General features: G+C 69.1%; 13 protein-coding genes. 9 read left to right on the plus strand and 4 right to left on the minus strand.

Annotation, left to right across the window (positions count from 1 at the left end; all coding sequences use genetic code 11):
- Positions 1–127: 127 nt before the first annotated feature.
- The 3 genes from G6O54_RS11570 to G6O54_RS11580 all read left to right on the plus strand — a co-directional run bounded on the left by G6O54_RS11570 (position 128) and on the right by G6O54_RS11580 (position 5,429).
- Positions 128–2,056 (plus strand): DEAD/DEAH box helicase, encoded by a 1,929-nt coding sequence (locus tag G6O54_RS11570; protein WP_205678742.1) that lies wholly within the window; start codon positions 128–130, stop codon positions 2,054–2,056.
- Positions 2,053–3,141 (plus strand): hypothetical protein, encoded by a 1,089-nt coding sequence (locus G6O54_RS11575; protein ID WP_165225047.1) that lies wholly within the window; start codon positions 2,053–2,055, stop codon positions 3,139–3,141. The genes G6O54_RS11570 and G6O54_RS11575 overlap by 4 nt, the downstream gene beginning before the upstream one ends.
- A gap of 566 nt (positions 3,142–3,707) precedes the next feature.
- Positions 3,708–5,429, plus strand: a complete 1,722-nt coding sequence (locus G6O54_RS11580) for a S8 family serine peptidase (RefSeq protein ID WP_165225050.1) — start codon at positions 3,708–3,710, stop codon at positions 5,427–5,429.
- A gap of 255 nt (positions 5,430–5,684) precedes the next feature.
- Here the strand turns inward: G6O54_RS11580 and G6O54_RS11585 are convergent, their stop codons facing one another.
- Positions 5,685–6,710: a prenyltransferase/squalene oxidase repeat-containing protein gene (locus tag G6O54_RS11585; RefSeq protein ID WP_165225053.1), complete on the minus strand. Its 1,026-nt coding sequence runs from the start codon at positions 6,708–6,710 to the stop codon at positions 5,685–5,687.
- Positions 6,711–6,930: 220 nt separating this feature from the next.
- Here G6O54_RS11585 and G6O54_RS11590 point away from each other — a divergent pair, with 220 nt between their 5' ends.
- Together G6O54_RS11590 and G6O54_RS11595 are read left to right on the plus strand one after the other, a co-directional pair.
- Positions 6,931–7,323 carry a hypothetical protein gene (locus tag G6O54_RS11590; protein ID WP_165225055.1) on the plus strand — a complete coding sequence of 131 codons (393 nt, stop codon included), beginning with the start codon at positions 6,931–6,933 and terminating at the stop codon, positions 7,321–7,323.
- An 81-nt stretch (positions 7,324–7,404) separates the two neighbouring features.
- Entirely contained in the window at positions 7,405–8,892 is a 1,488-nt protein-coding gene (locus G6O54_RS11595) for a sulfatase family protein (RefSeq protein WP_165225058.1), read from the plus strand.
- On the opposite strand, the gene G6O54_RS11600 is transcribed toward G6O54_RS11595, so the two are convergent.
- Positions 8,800–10,839, minus strand: coding sequence for a hypothetical protein (locus G6O54_RS11600; protein ID WP_165225061.1), 2,040 nt, complete (start codon positions 10,837–10,839; stop codon positions 8,800–8,802). The genes G6O54_RS11595 and G6O54_RS11600 overlap by 93 nt on opposite strands.
- 258 nt (positions 10,840–11,097) lie before the next feature.
- Here G6O54_RS11600 and G6O54_RS11605 point away from each other — a divergent pair, with 258 nt between their 5' ends.
- From G6O54_RS11605 to G6O54_RS11620, 4 genes are all read left to right on the plus strand, one after another.
- Entirely contained in the window at positions 11,098–11,634 is a 537-nt protein-coding gene (locus tag G6O54_RS11605) for a cyclic nucleotide-binding domain-containing protein (protein ID WP_165225064.1), read from the plus strand.
- Between the two features lie 173 nt (positions 11,635–11,807).
- On the plus strand, positions 11,808–12,803 hold the full coding sequence (locus tag G6O54_RS11610; RefSeq protein ID WP_165225067.1) for a PIG-L deacetylase family protein: 996 nt from the start codon (positions 11,808–11,810) through the stop codon (positions 12,801–12,803).
- A 102-nt stretch (positions 12,804–12,905) separates the two neighbouring features.
- A complete protein-coding gene (locus tag G6O54_RS11615) occupies positions 12,906–13,703 on the plus strand; it encodes a glucosamine-6-phosphate deaminase (RefSeq protein WP_165225070.1) in 798 nt (265 codons plus the stop codon).
- 108 nt (positions 13,704–13,811) lie between these two features.
- Positions 13,812–14,027: a hypothetical protein gene (locus G6O54_RS11620; RefSeq protein WP_165225073.1), complete on the plus strand. Its 216-nt coding sequence runs from the start codon at positions 13,812–13,814 to the stop codon at positions 14,025–14,027.
- Between the two features lie 36 nt (positions 14,028–14,063).
- Here the strand turns inward: G6O54_RS11620 and G6O54_RS11625 are convergent, their stop codons facing one another.
- Both G6O54_RS11625 and G6O54_RS11630 read right to left on the minus strand, forming a co-directional pair.
- Positions 14,064–15,677: a 2-isopropylmalate synthase gene (locus G6O54_RS11625; RefSeq protein WP_165225077.1), complete on the minus strand. Its 1,614-nt coding sequence runs from the start codon at positions 15,675–15,677 to the stop codon at positions 14,064–14,066.
- Between the two features lie 287 nt (positions 15,678–15,964).
- Positions 15,965–16,579: a DUF1990 domain-containing protein gene (locus G6O54_RS11630; protein ID WP_165225080.1), complete on the minus strand. Its 615-nt coding sequence runs from the start codon at positions 16,577–16,579 to the stop codon at positions 15,965–15,967.
- Between the last annotated feature and the right edge of the window lie 50 nt (positions 16,580–16,629).

Raw genomic sequence — 16,629 nt, forward strand, 5'->3', positions numbered from 1 at the left:
ATGGCCCCGGCCCGAGCGGGAACGGGGCGAGATTCCGGAATCGCAGCGGGCGACACCTGGGCCGAACCGGGAGGAGCCGGCGTCAGAAAAGATCGCGGCGGGCCTCTCCGAGGGAATTCCTTGTAGAATGGTACGGGATCGCGAGGAGATCACGTTCGGCGAGGGGTTCGAGGGGATGAGCTCAAAGAAACGTAACGCCGAAGTGGCGCCGCCCCCGGCCGAGCCTCCCGCCTCGATCCCCCCCGAAGGGCTGTTCGCCGATCGGTGGACGACGGCCGGCGGGATCCCGGTGGCCTTCCACGCCGAATCGTTCCGCGACGGCGGCCGGACGTCCAACCCGCGCGATTTGCTCCTCCACCTGGAGCTTGCCCGGCTCGGCCTGCTCCGCGGCTTCGACGAGCTACTCTGCCTGGAGGGCCTAACCGGGGTCGAGCATCTGCCCCACCAGATCGAGACCGTCCGCAAGGTCCTCCGCCAGTTCCACGGCCGTGTCTTGCTCGCGGACGAGGTCGGGCTGGGGAAGACCATCGAGGCCTGCCTGCTGCTCCGCGAGTACCTCCTCCGCGGGATGGTCCACCGCGTCCTGATCCTCGTCCCCGCGCCCCTGGTCTCCCAGTGGCATGAGGAGCTCGGCGCCAAGTTCCACCTCGATTTCAGCATCCCGCCGAGGACCGCCGCGGCCGACCGCGAGGAGTTCTGGATGGAGAACGACTGCGTGCTGACCTCGCTGGCCTTCGCCAAGGCCCGGAAGCGGTCGGCCGTGGTCGCGGCCCAGCCGTGGGACCTCGTGATCGTGGACGAGGCACACCACTGCAAGAACCGCTCGACCCAGAACTGGCAGCTCATCAATGCCCTTCAGCGGCGGTACATGTTCCTCCTGTCCGCGACGCCCGTGCAGAACAACCTGATCGAGCTCTACAACCTCCTCACGCTCCTTCTGCCCGGCCACCTGAAGACCGAGGCCGACTTCAAGAAACACTACGTCAAGCGGGGAAACCCCCGCGACCCGCTGAACCGCCAGCGGCTCCGGACGCTCCTTGGCGAGGTCATGATCCGCAACACCCGCAGCCTCGTGCAGCTCAATCTGCCCCCTCGCTACGCCCAGACCGTCATCGCCCATCCCGAGGGCGTCGAGGCCGACCTCTACCGGCGGCTCACCGCCTACCTGCGTCGCCGCGGGAGCGGACTCGTGAAGGATGCCCCGGCCGACGACGCGGACCCCGGGCAGGTCGAGATCGATGCCGCGGAGGAGGCCTCCCCGTCCGACACCTCGCCGAAGGTCTCGCGGTTGCAGTTGAGCAGTCTGCTGAGCGCCCAGGGGAGCAACCCGGTCGCGGTCGCGGCCTCCCTGGAGAAGATCGGCCTGTTCGATCCGGAAGCCGCGGCGCTCGCCCGCGAGGCCGCGACGATCGGGGAATCGGCCAAGGATCGCCGGCTGCTCGAGCTCCTGAAGCAGTCGGAAGGGCACAAGCTGCTGATCTTCGTGAACTTCCGCCGGACGCTCGCCCACGTCGCCGACCTCCTGGCGGCGCGGGGCCAGGAATTCTCGGTCTTCTCCGGAGAGCAGACGGCGCACGAGAAGGACGAGGCCGTTGCGCTCTTCCGCGAAGTCGTGCCGATCATGCTCTGCACCGAGTCCGGCGGCGAGGGCCGCAACCTCCAGTTCGCCGACACCTTGATCAACTACGACCTGCCATGGAATCCGATGCGGATCGAGCAGCGCGTCGGCCGCATCCATCGGTACGGCCAGACCCGCGACGTCTTCGTCTTCAACCTCTGCACCGACGGCTCACTCGAGGCACGGATCCTCAACGTCCTGAACCAGAAGATCCGGATGTTCGAGCTGGTCGTCGGCGAGGTCGGATCGATCCTCGGCAATCTCGAGGAGGGTGACCAGTTCGAGTCGCTGGTCCTCGACCTCTGGCTGAAGTCCCGCGACGAGACCGAGCTGTCCAGATCGTTCGAGGACCTGGGCGACACACTGCTCGAGGCGCAGGAGACGTACGTCCAGGCGAAGGAGCTCGACGAGGCACTCTTCGGGGAGGACTTCCAGTGAGCGTGCCGGCCCAGGGGGCAGGGGAGGGGCACAGCACGTCCCTCGACCGGGAGCTCCAGTCGTTCACCATCGAGCTCTTCGATCGGGTCGGAGGCGTCGCCGACTGGCCGGAACCGGAGTCGCCCGGCGCGGTGGTCGTGCCGCCGGCCCTGGCGAAGGAGGCCGACCTGCCGGGCGAGGAGTTCGAGGTCTCCACGGTGATGAGGCGAGGGGCGCTTCACGTCAGCCTCGCGAGCGACTTCCTGGATGTCGCCGGCCGGGTGCTGGACCTGGCCATCCCGCGCGACGGCTCGTTCCGGATCGGCGAGCGCTATCTCACCAGTCGTGATCTGTCGGAGCGGGTCGCCCGGACGTTCGTCTGGCAGAACGCTCGAGCTCTGCCCAAGCCCGCGGAGCCGGGCCATGCCGAGTATCACATCTGGAACCTGCACGCCTCGATCCGATCGGAGGACGTCTGGGAGCGGCTCTTCCGCGTCGCCGTGAACGCGAGGACGGGCGCACCGGTCGACCTGCCGGACATCTTCCAGGAGCCCGGCCTGGCGGGCGACGTCACGGAAGAGCCTTCCGCGATGCCCGGACCGTCGTCCTCGCCGACGACCTACGCCGCGGCCGTCGCGGAGTCGAAGCGGCGGATGGTCGCGTCGTCGTCCGAGTTCGTCCGCCGGATCGAGGGACGGATGGATCGCGACCGCAAGCGGCTCCAGGAATACTACCGGGCCCTCTCGCGTGAGGCCCTTGGCTCGAAGCGCCGGGGAGCCGAGCCGCCGTCGCCGGAGGAGGTCGCCTCGAGGAAGAAGGCGGTCGACCTGGAGCTGCGGCGGAAGCTCGCGGAGCTCGGCGAGAACTACGCCCTCCGCGCCGAGGTCCGTCCGATCGTACTGGCTCGCGTTACCCTGCCCGTCCTCATCGTGCCGATCACCATCCAGCGGAAACAGGCCCGCCGCCTCTACCACCTGTTCTGGAACCCACTCCTCCGGGCCCTCGAGCCCCTTTCTTGCAGTCGTTGCCACCGGCCGACCTTCTCCGCGACATTCACGAACGACACCGTCGACCTCCTTTGCACGCCCTGCTCGGAAACCGCGTAGCCAGATCCAGATGGCCGGAACCGCGCCGGACGTGGGTCGACGCGGCGCTCGAGGGGATTGTCGCAAACTGCGGGGCTTCGGGGCTCAGAGAGCTTGACAGATGGAGCGGGTGGCCGTGGTGGGACACCACGGAGAGCAGGCCGAGTAGTTGGACAGGCTTTTCTCCGGGGCCGAGCCGGTCCCGTGGTGTTCCACCACCGCCACCCGGAGGGCCTACGTGGCTACAAGGAATGGCAAGATCCACCATCGCGTCGTGCGACAATCCCCGCTCGGGACAGGTCTCGATCATCGTGCCCGAGAGCGGCCCAAAGAGGCTCTCGGTGAGGAAGGTCTCGGCCAGGAAACCTTCGGCGTCAAGGTCGAGCAGCCCGACCCGCCGCGGTCCGGGGTCTCCGCCGATTCCGCGGGCAGCCCGTCCGTGAGATACAGGATCGCGGCGGACATCCCGTTCCTCCGGGGACTTCTCTCGTGCGGACCACGCCTGAATAGGGTACAATAGTACACTGTGATCTCGCCGGGACATCAAGCCGAGGTGGGGCGGGATCTGAGAAAGGGAGGCGGCGGGCATGAGCGGTGGTTATCTCAAGAGGAGGATCGAGGAAATCGTGGAGGAGCACCGGCTGGGCGCCGGGGGCTCGGCACGGAAGACGGTGAGCGTGATCGTGCAGATGATGACCGCGGACGACATGGAGGGCTACCTGCAGGCGAGCGTCGAGGCGATCGAGCTGAGGCGCTCGGTGGCCTCGGCCAGGTCCCTGGTGCCGCCGCGTTTCGAGCTGCTGGAGCGTTCGGCGCGAGGCGGCGCGCGGGGGAAGTCGGCGAGGCGCGAACTCGCCCAATCCTCCTCGCCGTCCGCCGAGAGCTTCCTGGCGGGTGTGAGGGCCAGGCAGGTCGCGGAGCATGACCTCGCGGCACGGGGCAAGAGCGCACTTCAACCGTTGATGGAGTCTGATTGGGTGCTCGACCGCGTTGCGAAGGCGGAGAGGACGCGGGCAGGTCGGAGCGAGCCGAAAGCACCGCGATCGACCGACGGGGGCCGGCCGGTGCCCGTCCACTTCCTGTCCTCGGGCAGCGCCGTCCTGGAAGTGACGCGCGACGAGCTGGCGGCGCTGCCCAGGCAGCTTCCTCAGGCTCTGGACATCTACGTGAATCGGACGGTGAAGGTGCCACCCGTGGCCAAGGCGCCCGAGCTGCCGGTCGTCGTCCGGGACAACAAATCGAGCACATGGGGCCTGGCCAGGACCGGGGCCCTGGCCGCGTGGGGCGTCTTCGGGGCGAGAGGCCGAGGTGTGAAGGTTGCGGTCCTGGACACCGGCGTGGATTCCTCGCATCCGGATCTCGCCGGCCGGGTGGCGGGATTCGCCGAGTTCGATCCGAGCGGACGGATCATCGCCGACGACCTCTCATCGGCGTATGACAGCGGGGAGCACGGCACGCATTGCGGCGCCACGATTACCGGCGGTCGCGCCTCCGGGCGCTGCATCGGCATGGCGCCCGAGGCGCAGGTGCTGGCCGGCCTGGTCCTCAAGGACGGGGTGGGGACCGACGCCCAGATCCTGGCCGGGATGGAATGGGCGTTACGCTGCGGGGCCCAGGTGATCAGCATGTCGCTCGGCGGCCTGAGGCTCTCTGCCGACGTCCTGGACACTTACACCCGGACCATCATCTCGGCGAACCGGATGGGGATTCCGGTGGTGGTGGCCGTGGGCAATGAGGGCTCGCAGACGACCGGGTCGCCGGGTAACGATTTCTTCGCGTTCACCGTCGGCGCGACGGACGTGGACGACCGCGCCGCAGGGTTCAGCGGCGGCCGCACCCAGATCATCACGAGCTCGCGGTATGTGGCGGACGAGAGCCTCCCCCTGGTCTACTCCAAGCCCGAGGTCACCGCGCCGGGCGTGGAGATCTTCTCCGCCGTCCCCGGCGGAGATTGGGAGACCTGGAGCGGCACGTCCATGGCCACGCCGCACGTCGCCGGTGCGATGGCCATCCTGCTGGGCGCCCTCCCCGGGCTGCACGAGGTCCCCGTGGCACTTCGTTCGAATCTGGTGCAGACGCTCCTGATCAGCACCGTGAAGGAGCTGGGCGAGGCCGGCCAGAACCACCGCCATGGCTTCGGCCGGATCGACGTCCTGCGTGCCATCGGCTACGCCGTGGAGCTCGGCTACGGGCCTCCAGAGTGGTCGACAGCGATGGGCCGGCCGGCCTCGCGACGTCGTCGACATCGAGTGGCCGCTCCGGCTGATCCTCGCCCTGGCTCCCTCCAGGGCGGTTCAGCCCCGTTGTAGAAGCCGGCTTCGCCCGGCGAGCGGGCCGCCCACGTCCCGCCCGATCGCCATGGCGGAGCCACCCTTCACGGGTCGGTTCCGCACCATGTCCCCGACTTCCTGGAAGCGGATCACTCCGAGCCAGGATGAGCGGAGCAGGCGGGATGGCTGCACCACAGAGGAAAAGGTCAGCCCCGGGAGGTGAGGCCGGTCGTTCCACGTCCTGCCGATCGACTTCAAGAACCGCCAGGCTCTCGTCGGTTCCGGGCGCCGGAGTCAGCTCTCGGGCTTCGGGCACGCCAGGGCGATCGCCGCCGTCGCCCAGCTACTCGCGGCCATCGAGATGAACTGGTCTTCCTTGTAGGGAAAGCCGCTCTCGAAATAGGTCTGGAAGGGCTTGCTCCGGCTCCTCACGTGCCACGAGCCGTCGGATTGTTGGGTGGTCTCGAGGTAGGCGAGCCCCCGGACATACCTGGCGTCGTCGGTGGCCAGTCGCCCCGCCAGATGCAGGGACACGAGGGCGGAGCCCGTCGCGTACGCATCGCTGGGCTGGCCGTCGAGCTGCGACCAGCCGCCATCCGGGCGCTGGGTGTCGCGCAGGGCCCTGGCCGCGGTCTCCACCTCGTCACGGGTCGCCCCCGCGGCCTCGAGACCCCAGAGGCGGAACACGCGATCCTCGTTGTCCCTGGCCGGCTCCTTCAAGAGCCATTCGCGGGCCGCCCCGATCCGGGCCGTGATTCTCCCTTTCTGATCCGGGAGCCCGAACGAGACAAGGCCACGGATCGCGAGGTATGTCGAGGTGAACGGGCTGGCTTCGGAGGGAGGACGATTCGAGGTGGTGTGCCAGTACCCCCGCTTCTCGTCGTGTTTCAGGAGGAATTCGACGACCGCCGCGGTCGTCTCGTCGGATTCCCAGCCTCCCGCCTTGAGCGTCCAGAGAGCATAGCCCGCGCGGGTGACGCCACCGGGCTGACCTTCGCCCTTCCGATAGCTCTCCGCGGCGGAGCTCAGGTCGGCCTCGGCCTGCTCCAACTGGGTCTCGATCAGCGACGAATCCACCGCGAAGCCCCGCTCCTTTGCCAGCCTCAACGCGAAGACCGGGACGGCCTGGTGATGGCACGAGAAGCAATCGCGATGGCGGGTGTACTCCTTCGCGCTCCGCGCGATCAGTGGCAGTGACCGCCGGACCGCCGAGCGGTTCTCCTCCGGACCCGGCGTGCCACCGCGAGCCCCCGACGGCTCGACCAGGGCGGCGAGGAGGAGAGCAACGACCAACGATCCGCGAGACATGCGAATGCTCACCTGGCGACTCCGATGGGGTCGAGCCTCGAGCTCAAAGGCCGAGGTAGCCCAGAGCCATGTCGATCTCGTCGCCCGGAGTCCTACACGGGCCGACCGTACCCACATTGGACAGCCGGGACGCCTTCGTGTCCAAGGAAAATCGGCGAGGAGAGGCCGGCCGACCGCGGTCATCGAGGATCGGCTTTGCGTCACCGGCGCCTTGCCGATAGGATGGACGATCATGAGCCACCCGGACGCCTCGAAGATCGATCTCGGGGAGCTCCGCGACTTCGCGGCGGCGTCCGGCACGTCGCGCCGGAGCGTCATCGTCGAGCTCTGTGGGGCTGGCCTGAAGGTCCCGGCCCGACCGGCCTCGCGGGCCATGCCACCAAAGTCGGAGGTCGTTCCCCGCGGCACGCGACCGGACCTGGGGCGCGGGGAGGCCATGGATCAGCTTCAGCAGGCCCTCGGCGCGCTCGGGCTGGCCCGGGACGTGGTGCGACTGGATGCGGCCGAGGCCTTCGTGGTGAGCGTCACACCGGCGCAACTCCGGGATGTCGCGGGGCTGCCGCTCGTCGGCATCGTCCGGCCCAACCGGACTCATCGGGCCTCGAGGAAGAGGACCGGGAGCTGACCGGGTAAGGACTACGGTCCGGGGATACGACGGCCATCGCGGGCACTGCCCCCGACGACCGGCGGGAGATGATCTCTGCCCATGAACGTCATCGTCGTGGTCTGCAATAGCATGCATCTAGGCTTCCTTGGTGCATATGGCAATGCCTGGATCGAGACGCCGAACCTCGATCGGCTGGCGGCCGAGGGGGTGGCCTTCGATCACCACTTCCCGGAAAACCTGACCACCCTGCCGACGCGGCGGACCTGGTGGACCGGGCGGTACGGGTTTCCGGACGCCGACGAGGGATGGACGCCCCTCCGACCGGACGAGCTGATCCTGCCGGATCGACTCTGGGACCGGGGAATCCGGACGGCCCTGATCTCGGACGTGCCGCTCCTCCGCGAGATCGGGCTCGGGTACGGCCGGGGCTTCGATGACGTGATCTGGGTCCGGGGGAGCGGATATGATCCGCTGATTCCCCCGTCAGATCGCCGCGCGAAGGGCGTTCGGCTGGAGGACGAGCCGGGCCTGAGACTTCCCCCCGACGACGACCCGGACCGCGAACGCTGGAAGACGCGCTGGGAGCAATTGCTACGCAACCGAGCCGTGCTCGGGACGGATTCGGAAGAAAACACGGGCGTCGCCCGGACCGTGCGGTCGGCCATCGACTGGCTGGAGCGGCGCGGGAAGGAGTCCGACGAGTTCCTCCTCTGGCTGGACATCTTCAGCCCGCACGGGCCGTGGGATCCGCCCCAGCCCTACCGCGACCAGTACGCCACCGAGGAGCCCGACGAGTTCGAGGCCGGCGAGGAAGGGGACCTCGTCGAGGAGTCCGAGGACGAGGAGATCGACGTCGAGGAGATACCCGTCCTGATCGACGTCCCCGCCGGCGCGGTGGGGGAGGTCCTGGACGAGGCCGAACTCTTCCGCCTGAGGCGGACCTACGCCGGGACCGTCACGCTCGTGGATCGCTGGCTGGGCGAGCTGTTCGACGCCCTCCGGCGGATGGGCCGGATGGAGGACACCCTGATCGTCTTCACGAGCGACCAGGGAGAGCCTCTGGGTGAGCACGGCTACGTCCGCCGGTTCCGCCCGTGGCTCTACGAGGAGCTCGTGCACACGCCCCTGATCGTCCGGATGCCCGGCGGCAAGCACGGCGGGATCCGCCGCCAGCCGATCGTCCAGACGGTGGACCTGCTGCCCACCATCCTGGGCGCCTTCGGCGTCCCCGCCGGCAAGGACGACGAGCCCGCGATCCACGGCCACGACCTGCTGCCCATCATTCGCGGCGATCAAACCAAGGTTCGCGATTATGCTTGCATGGGAATGGACGCGGAGGAGTTCGCTATCCGGACCCACCACTGGCATTACATCCTGCCGCTGGTCTCCGACCCCGAGGAGCCGCGGTCGCCGGAGCTCTATCGGAAGCCGGAGGACCGCTGGGACCAGAACGACGTGATCGAGCAGTACCAGGAGACGGCCGACCAGCTCGAGCTAGCGCTCCGGCGTTTCGTCGAGGCCCTTGGACGCGATGCGATCGACGAGCTCCCCGGCCTTCGGGACGCGGCTCGCCTGGGGGGATCCTGAGCCGACCGTGGCCGCTTGTGGGCTCGCGGGGCGGATGCTCCCCTGCGGCGATGCCCACGGGTAGGCGATGCCGCGGCACTTCGACGAGCCCGCCGGGCCGCTGCATGGGGTGCAGCCCTTGCCGGGGAGCGGCCCGTGCGTGCTGTGGCACGAGCAGGAGCAACCGTCGCCGAGTTTGCCCTTCATCTTGTGGACGGTCTCCGACAGGATCCCCCAGTGCAACCAGGAGAGGTGGGCCTTTTCATGATGGCCTGACGTCGCGACGGCCGATTGCGGCGAGGCGGAGGGCGTCTTCGCGACCGGCGCCGGCGGCGGGGACTGCGGCGACGCGAGAACCGTCGTGGCCGGCCTGGGGCAGGGGGCGTTGAGGGCCTTGCCGTAGCTGGTCGGCAGGACGATCGCCGGGAGCTGGGGGCTGGGTGAGGCCTCGGCCACGGATTGCGGCGAGGACCTGGGCGCGGCCGCGTGTGTCCCCTTCGGATGCTTCAGGTCGTGCAGCCAGGAGAGGAACGAATGCCCGTGTCCGGCGGGCTTCGCCGACGCGGACTGCGCGGAGGCCGTCGGCCTGGTCTGCGGCGACGGAGCCTGAGCCGAGGCCGCCGGGGATCGCCAGGTCGTCGGGTAGGGCATGGAGCGTGATTGATTGGAGGGCGAAATCGCGGCCTGCGGACCGGCCGGTTCGGTGGCCTGGCCCGTCGTCGCGGCCGGAACCTGGATGGCGGGAAGCGGAGGCGCGACGTCGGCCGCCGCCTCCGAGGCATTCGGAGCGGCCGGAGCGGGGGTCGGTACAGCCGGAGCCGGCGCCGTCGGGGTGGTTGCCTCCTGCCCGGGAGTGATCGGTTTCGGGCCGGGCTCTGCGCTGGGCTTGGGCTCCGAAGGGGGGGCCGTGGGTTTCTGTCCGCTCTGGGCCGGTGCCGGGGCAGGTGGCTTGGGAGTCGTGGTCGTGGGCGGCTTCGGCGTCGGTGTCGTCGGCGGAGTGACGCTGGGGGGCGCCGGGATCGGCGGAGGCGAATCGCCTCGCGGGGTCAGTGGCGGGGGCTGCAAGGACGGAGCTGCCACCGGAACGGAGCCTGACTTTTCCGTGGGTGCACTGGCGTCCAGGGGAGGAGTTGCCGACGGCGACGCCAACGGCCTTTCCGTGGTCCCACCGGCCGGTATCGCCGGCATTGCGAGGGCAGGGCCCGGGGCCTCCGTCGCGACCTCGGAGATCGAGACCGTCTGGAGGTGCTCCTCCAGCCTGGGCTGGCGGTCGTCGGCCCGGCGGATCGCCTCATCGTTGTTCGCCGGAGACAGCTCGGGGGGCGTCTCGACCAGGGCCGGGCCGTCGGTCGCCGGGAGGTCTCCCGGCCGAACCTCGAGCGCCACGTCGCCGGCCGGCCTGGGGAGCTCGTGCGGCATGGGGCGGGGTCGAGGCGGGACCGCCGATCTGGGCGCCGTCGTTCCCGAGAGCGGCTCGGGATCGCCTAGGACGAGGCCGGACCCGCTCGGGACGTCGCGAGAGTCGGGGTCGTCGCCGCCGGTTGTCCGGACGTCGGAATCGCGGCCACGGCCGATGGCGGCGGCGGCGAGCGGCGAGGCGAAGCGACCGTAGGGGTCGGCAGTCTCGACCGAGGTCCGGGCCGAGTTCCGCGAGCTGAGTTGGGGGAACCAGCGCGACAGTCGGCCCTGTCGCGAGGGGGACGGCCAGACCTCCGAATCTCGGTTGCCGTGCGCCAGGGCTTCCGGGGCAGCCTCCGACGATCGCGGCGTCGCGTCCGTCGCCATGGCCCCCGCGGCGTCAACCGGGTCCGGCATGTGTCGGAAGAGGGAGGTGCGCTGGCCGATCCGGGGCTCGTCCTGGCCCTTCGAACGCCACGCCAGGCGAGACTGCATACCCGTACAGCCGGGGCCGCTCAGCGCGATCAGCAGCAGCGGTAAGACGAACCGGCGATTTGGCGACGATTTCATGGCGACTCCCTCCGCCAGGGCCTGCAACTTCCGCCCGTGGCCGCGTTCGCCTCGCCGAGGCGACGAGCGGACATCCTCCGTCGTCTTCCATCGACCGATCCCGCAGGTCACTGGGCTGAATTCGTCGGAGTCGCCCCGAGCGTGCGCGAGAATGCACCTAGATTCGGTATAATCGGGTAAGTCGCCGTCGGGTCGCGGGACTCGTCAACGGGACGGGTCGCCCGCCCCGCACCAACGCTACGCTGGGGGGCAGGGCTCATGATCCAGGAGGAGGCGGCCGCGCGATTCATGTCGGCGCCGTGGCTGGCGGAGGTGGACCCGGATGCGAAGCGCGCGGTCCTGAACGCTCTCGACGAGCAGAAAGCCGGGGCCGGCAGCACGCTCCTGGCCCAGGGGCAGCCGAACGATCACCTCTCCTTCCTGATCGAGGGGACGGTCGAGCTGGATCGAACTTTTTCGGGCGGTCGAAAGGAGATCCTCACCACCCTCTCATCCCCGGCCGTGTTCGGGACGACCTCGTTCTTCCAGCCGAAGCCCCCGACGGTGACGGTCCGAGCCAAGACCGATGTTTGGATGCTCACATTGCATCATCCTGCGCATGAGGCATTGAGGCGGGAGCATCCGCACGCGGCGGAGGCGCTGGCCCTTGCCGTCGTTCGGGCGCTCTCGGAGCGGTTCGATCTGCTCGACAAGCTGTTCACGGATTACATCACCAGGCACCCCGATGCTCCGGCGGCTTCCGCTTCGGAGTGGTCCCGCTTCCGGTCGCGACTCTTCGAGCAGCACAAGATCTGAATGCTTGCCCGCTGAAGAGTTGGGCCGATCCTGGGGGTCGGAGGGGAGAGGCATGTCGTGAGGCCGTCGCCCCGCGGGTCGCGGTTCGCCAGGTTGACGCCGGCCGCCCGGGGCCTCAGAATGGAGCTCCCGGGATTTCGCGCATTCCTTTGGATTCCTCGATTCGAGCGATCATGAGCAGTTCCGATTTGAAGACGACATCCGGCGACATCGAGCGGATCCTGGACACCGTCAAGGGCCTCGGGCGCCATGGCCAGGTCGTGGACATTCGCGAGACCCTGCGTCACGCGGTGGGCCCGAATCGCCCCCTGGTCATGCTCTGCCCGCATGCCGACGACGGCGCGATCACCGCGGCCTGCCTCCTGCACGAGTACGCGGTTCGACGGGGCCTGCCCGTGATCGAGGTGCTGGTCTTCGCGGGCGAGCGGAACGTGGCGGCACCCTGGTTGAACGACCAGAAGAAGATCTCGGTGCGAGAGGCCGAGTTCCGGCTGGAGTGCAGCGTCCTGGGGGCGGAGGCCGTCTGCTGGAACCTGGACGCGTACCGGGCCCCCGGCTACATCCCCTCCCAGGCCGACATTGCCAAGGTCGTGGAGTGGTTCGTCAAGCGGCGGCCCGGGGCGCTCATCCTGCCGCCGTCCACCGATGCCCACGCCGCCCATCGGGTCACTCGGGCGCTCGGGGCGATCGGCCTTGTGGGGGCGAATCTCGCGGACACCCTGGTCATGACCGGCTGGACCCCCTGGGGACCGCTGCCGGAGACCAACGCCTATTTCAGCTACGACGGCGAGGCGGAACGGACCAAGGAGTGGGCGATCCATTGCCATGCGTCCCAGGTCCTGCTCACGGATTACACGCAGTTCTGCTCTCACCTGGGGCGGGCCTACGCCGCACTCGCCCGCGAATGGGCCGAGGGACATAGCCTGGCCGGCCGGGCACACCGGACCGACGACCGGTTCGTCGGGGTGGAGATGTACCAGATCGAGACCTTCGACCCCGATCGTTGCGACAGTCCCCGGTGCGACCCGATTCAGGTCGCCCTCGGCATGCTCGGCGGACAGATCCCGAGGGGAACGATCGGGCCCGAGGCCGGCGACCAGGGCGACTCGCGGCGAGCCGTCGCGGACCCGGCTCGGAATCTTAGCACCAGCTCCGCAACCCCGCTCTGACCCGAGCTGAACCGGGCCGATCCGATGGATTCGACCCGGTGGAGGCGATCCGGGTCGTCCCGCCGTGATCAAACTCCTGTTCGCTATCCGATCGAGACGACGATGCCCGACGAGAACCGAACGTTTCAGCGTGCCGGCATGACGATCCGGGTGTTCTCCGACGCCGGGGCGGCGAGCCGGGCCGCCGCGGACCTGATCGCCGAGGCGATCCGAGGGGCCAAACCGGATCGCCGCGCCGTCCTCGGGCTGGCCACGGGATCGACCCCACAGAAGGTCTACGCGCACCTCGCCGCATGGCACGCGGCCGGCGAGCTCTCGTTCCGGGACGTGGTGACCTACAACCTCGACGAGTATTATCCGATCCAGCCGCTGGACCCCAAGAGTTATCGGTGCTACATGCACCGGCACCTGTTCAGCCTGGTGGACCTGTCCCCGCAGGCGGCCCACATTCTCGACGGCACGGTCCCGGAGCCGTTCGTCGCGGATCATTGCGCCGAGTTCGAGCGCTGGATCGCCGCCGACGGCGGACTCGACGTGCAGCTCCTGGGGATCGGTCGCAACGGCCACATCGGCTTCAATGAGCCGTCCGAACTCCCGGTCGAGGAGGCGCTCGCCCTGCCGACCCGGCTGGTGGAGCTTCACCCCGTCACCCGGGCGGATGCCGTCCGCGAGTTCGGCGGCGCGGACAAGGTCATCCCCCGGGCCCTGACGATGGGAGTGAAGACGATCCTCTCCGCAGGGTCGATCCTGATGCTGGCGACCGGGGCCCACAAGGCGGATGCCGTGGCCGCGGCGCTGAATGGCGACCCGCGATCGGGCCTCCCCGCGTCGCTGCTCCAGACGGCGGGCGGGAAGGTCACCTGGCTGGTGGACGAGCTGGCCGCCTCGTTGATATCCTGATCGCGTCGAGGACTCGCGCCCCGGGCGCCGCGATTCCGTACCCGTCGATCCACCGAGAGAACCGAGGGGCGTACTCCCATGAGACTTTGCCGCAGAGTCGGGCGGGCCATGGAGCGGTTCAGTGGCTGGATGGGAGACGCCTACTGCCGCCTCGGCCAGGCTGTCGGCGAGCGCGTCGAGGCGGCGACGGACGCCCTGGCCGAGCAACGCTACCTCGCCCGTCGTCGCGCGGAGGAGGTCGCCGCCCGCTCCCCCCTCTCCGCGAACCGGGCCTGGATCGAGCTCAAGGACCTGCCCCGGCGTCGCCGCCGGCCCGGCCCCTGAGCACGAGCCGGGCCCTGACCCCTGTCGATCGAATGCTCAGGCTCCCGCACCGGGGCGGCCGACGACCTCTCGGACCTGCCCGCGGTCGGTGATGGTCTGGATGGCGTTGACCGCGTTGATGTAGGCCAGTGCGCTCGCCTCGATGATGTCGGTGGAGGCCGCACGGCCGCGGAAGCTGCGGTCGCCGCTCTCGACCTCGAGCTCCAGGGTCACCTCACCCTGGGCGTCCTTCCCCTGGGTGACGCTCCGGACGACGAATTCGTGGAGATTCGCGTGCACGCCGGTGACGCGCTCGACGGCCTTGAAGATGGCATCCACGGGGCCGTCGCCGATCGCGGCATCCTGGACGACCTCGCCATCGGGGCGGCGGATGCTGACCGTGGCCGTGGGCAGGACGCCGGTGCCGGCGGTGGTGTGCAGCGAGAGCAACTGCCAGGGCGCGGGGACGTCGCCCAGGTGCTTCTCGACCAGGATCGCGAGGTCCTCGTCGTAGACTTCCTTCTTCTTGTCGGCCAGGGCCTTGAAGTCGTTGAACAGGATCTCGAGCTGCTCCTCGGACAGGCTGTAGCCCATCTCCGCGACCCGGTCCCGGAGGGCGTGGCGGCCCGAGTGCTTGCCCAGGACCAGGTCGGTCTTGGGAACGCCCACGTCCTCCGGGCGCATGATCTCGTACGTGGAGCGTTCCTTGAGCATCCCGTCCTGGTGGATGCCGGACTCGTGGGCGAAGGCGTTGCGTCCGACGATGGCCTTGTTCCGCTGGATGACCAGCCCGGTGATGGTGGTGACCATCCGGCTGGCCGGGTAGAGCCGCTCGGTCCGGATGCCGGTGGTCACGCCGTAGTAGTCGTGACGGGTCCGGAGCGCCATGACGATCTCCTCGAGGGCGGCGTTGCCGGCCCGCTCGCCGATGCCGTTGAGCGTGCACTCGACCTGGCGGGCGCCGGCCTCGACGCCCGCCAGGCTGTTGGCCACGGCCATGCCCAGGTCGTCGTGGCAGTGGGTGCTGATCACGGCCCGGCCGATGTTCGGCACCCGCTCCTTGATCGTCCGGATCACGTGGCCGTACTGGGCGGGGGTCGCGTACCCGACGGTGTCCGGGATGTTCACCGTGGAGGCGCCGGCCTCGATGGCCGCCTCGACGACCTCGCAGAGGAAGTCGATCTCGGTCCTGGCCGCGTCCTCGGGGGAGAATTCGATGTCGGCGCAGAGGCTCCGGGCGAGCCTCACGCTGGCCACCGCCCGCTCGACGATCTGCGCGGGGGTCATCCGCAGCTTGTGCTCGCGGTGGATGGCCGAGGTGGCCAGGAAGACGTGGATCCGCGGCCTCTGGGCGTACTTGACGGCCTCCCAGGCGCGGGTGATGTCCTTCTCGTTGCAGCGGGCCAGGCCGCAGACCGTGGTCCCGGTGATCTCCCCGGCGATGGCCCGGACGGCCTCGAAGTCGCCCGGCGAGGCGATCGGGAAACCGGCCTCCACGATGTCCACGCCAAGGCCGGCGAGCGCGCGGGCGACCTCGAGCTTCTCCGCGAGGTTCATGCTCGCCCCGGGCGATTGCTCGCCGTCGCGGAGCGTGGTGTCGAAGATCCGGACCCGATTCGGGTCGGCCGCGGCGGGCTCGGCATCACTCGTGGTCGCGGGCTGGACGCTCATGGCTACTTTCTCCGGTCCTCTCGGGGGACTCATTCCATGGTATCGGATCGACTCGTGGGCCCGTCAACGAAGAAAGCCCCGAGATCCGCCGGTGAGGGCGAGTCTCGGGGCTTCGTTGTCTGCTTCAAGGCACCGACAAGACGAACCCTAGGACTCCACCCTCGCCCGGCCGGTAAGGCCGAGGATGATAAGAAGTCGAAGGATCGTCTGAGCGGAACGCATTCGGGGAACTCCCGGGCGGGATGCCTTGGACGTTGAGACGATCATACGTTTGAACCGGCGCGAGGTCAATGGCGGCGGCCGTCGCTCTCATCGAGTGTCGTGCCCTGGTCGTTAACGATCCGCTTCATGGCCGCGACCGAATCCCGGCCGAATCGACGCTGGAGGTGCCGCATCTGTCCGTAGAAGATCCGGGTCACGAGCCAGTTGGGGCGGGAGAAGGCGAGGATATCGTAGGTCACCTCGCCCGTGGCTTCGTCGAGCTCGACGAGGAAGCGCTCCTCGCCGATGCCCGCGTGATCGGGGAGCGTCCCGTAGGCGAAGCCGAACCGGCGGATCGGCCCCGGCTCGTCCACGACCCGCACGATCCGGCAGGCGCTGAGCCACCAGACCCCGCATCGGCGGGCGATGATCGCGACGTCTTCGCCGGGGTGGATCGGCGTGTCATCGGGACGGGCCTGGACCCAACCCAGGCTAAGCTGCCGCCAGCGCTCCAGGGCCGTCCGGGCGCGGACGAAAGCCAGATCGCCGCGGCCGACGACGGCCCGCGTATGGTCCACGACGTATCCCGGCGGTGGCTCGGTCACGGTCCCGCCGACCGCACCGTACGTCAGGGGTGCCCTCGCCTGCGAAGCGAGGAAGGCGCGGATGACCTCGGCGGACGGTTGCGTCAATGAGACCATCGTCTCCTCTTGGCTCGAAATCTGCGTACCGGCTTTCGCCTTCAGACGAT

This window comes from Aquisphaera insulae, from assembly GCF_011064615.1.
Taxonomy (GTDB): domain Bacteria; phylum Planctomycetota; class Planctomycetia; order Isosphaerales; family Isosphaeraceae; genus Aquisphaera; species Aquisphaera insulae.

Bases quoted from the DNA above. Each gene is read 5' to 3' on its own strand.
- G6O54_RS11570 (WP_205678742.1), top strand. From the start codon at position 128: ATGGTACGGGATCGCGAGGAGATCACGTTCGGCGAGGGGTTCGAGGGG.
- G6O54_RS11580 (WP_165225050.1), top strand. From the start codon at position 3,708: ATGAGCGGTGGTTATCTCAAGAGGAGGATCGAGGAAATCGTGGAGGAG.
- G6O54_RS11590 (WP_165225055.1), top strand. From the start codon at position 6,931: ATGAGCCACCCGGACGCCTCGAAGATCGATCTCGGGGAGCTCCGCGAC.
- G6O54_RS11595 (WP_165225058.1), top strand. From the start codon at position 7,405: ATGAACGTCATCGTCGTGGTCTGCAATAGCATGCATCTAGGCTTCCTT.
- G6O54_RS11600 (WP_165225061.1), bottom strand. From the start codon at position 10,839: ATGAAATCGTCGCCAAATCGCCGGTTCGTCTTACCGCTGCTGCTGATC.
- G6O54_RS11605 (WP_165225064.1), top strand. From the start codon at position 11,098: ATGATCCAGGAGGAGGCGGCCGCGCGATTCATGTCGGCGCCGTGGCTG.
- G6O54_RS11610 (WP_165225067.1), top strand. From the start codon at position 11,808: ATGAGCAGTTCCGATTTGAAGACGACATCCGGCGACATCGAGCGGATC.
- G6O54_RS11615 (WP_165225070.1), top strand. From the start codon at position 12,906: ATGCCCGACGAGAACCGAACGTTTCAGCGTGCCGGCATGACGATCCGG.
- G6O54_RS11620 (WP_165225073.1), top strand. From the start codon at position 13,812: ATGGAGCGGTTCAGTGGCTGGATGGGAGACGCCTACTGCCGCCTCGGC.
- G6O54_RS11625 (WP_165225077.1), bottom strand. From the start codon at position 15,677: ATGAGCGTCCAGCCCGCGACCACGAGTGATGCCGAGCCCGCCGCGGCC.
- G6O54_RS11630 (WP_165225080.1), bottom strand. From the start codon at position 16,579: ATGGTCTCATTGACGCAACCGTCCGCCGAGGTCATCCGCGCCTTCCTC.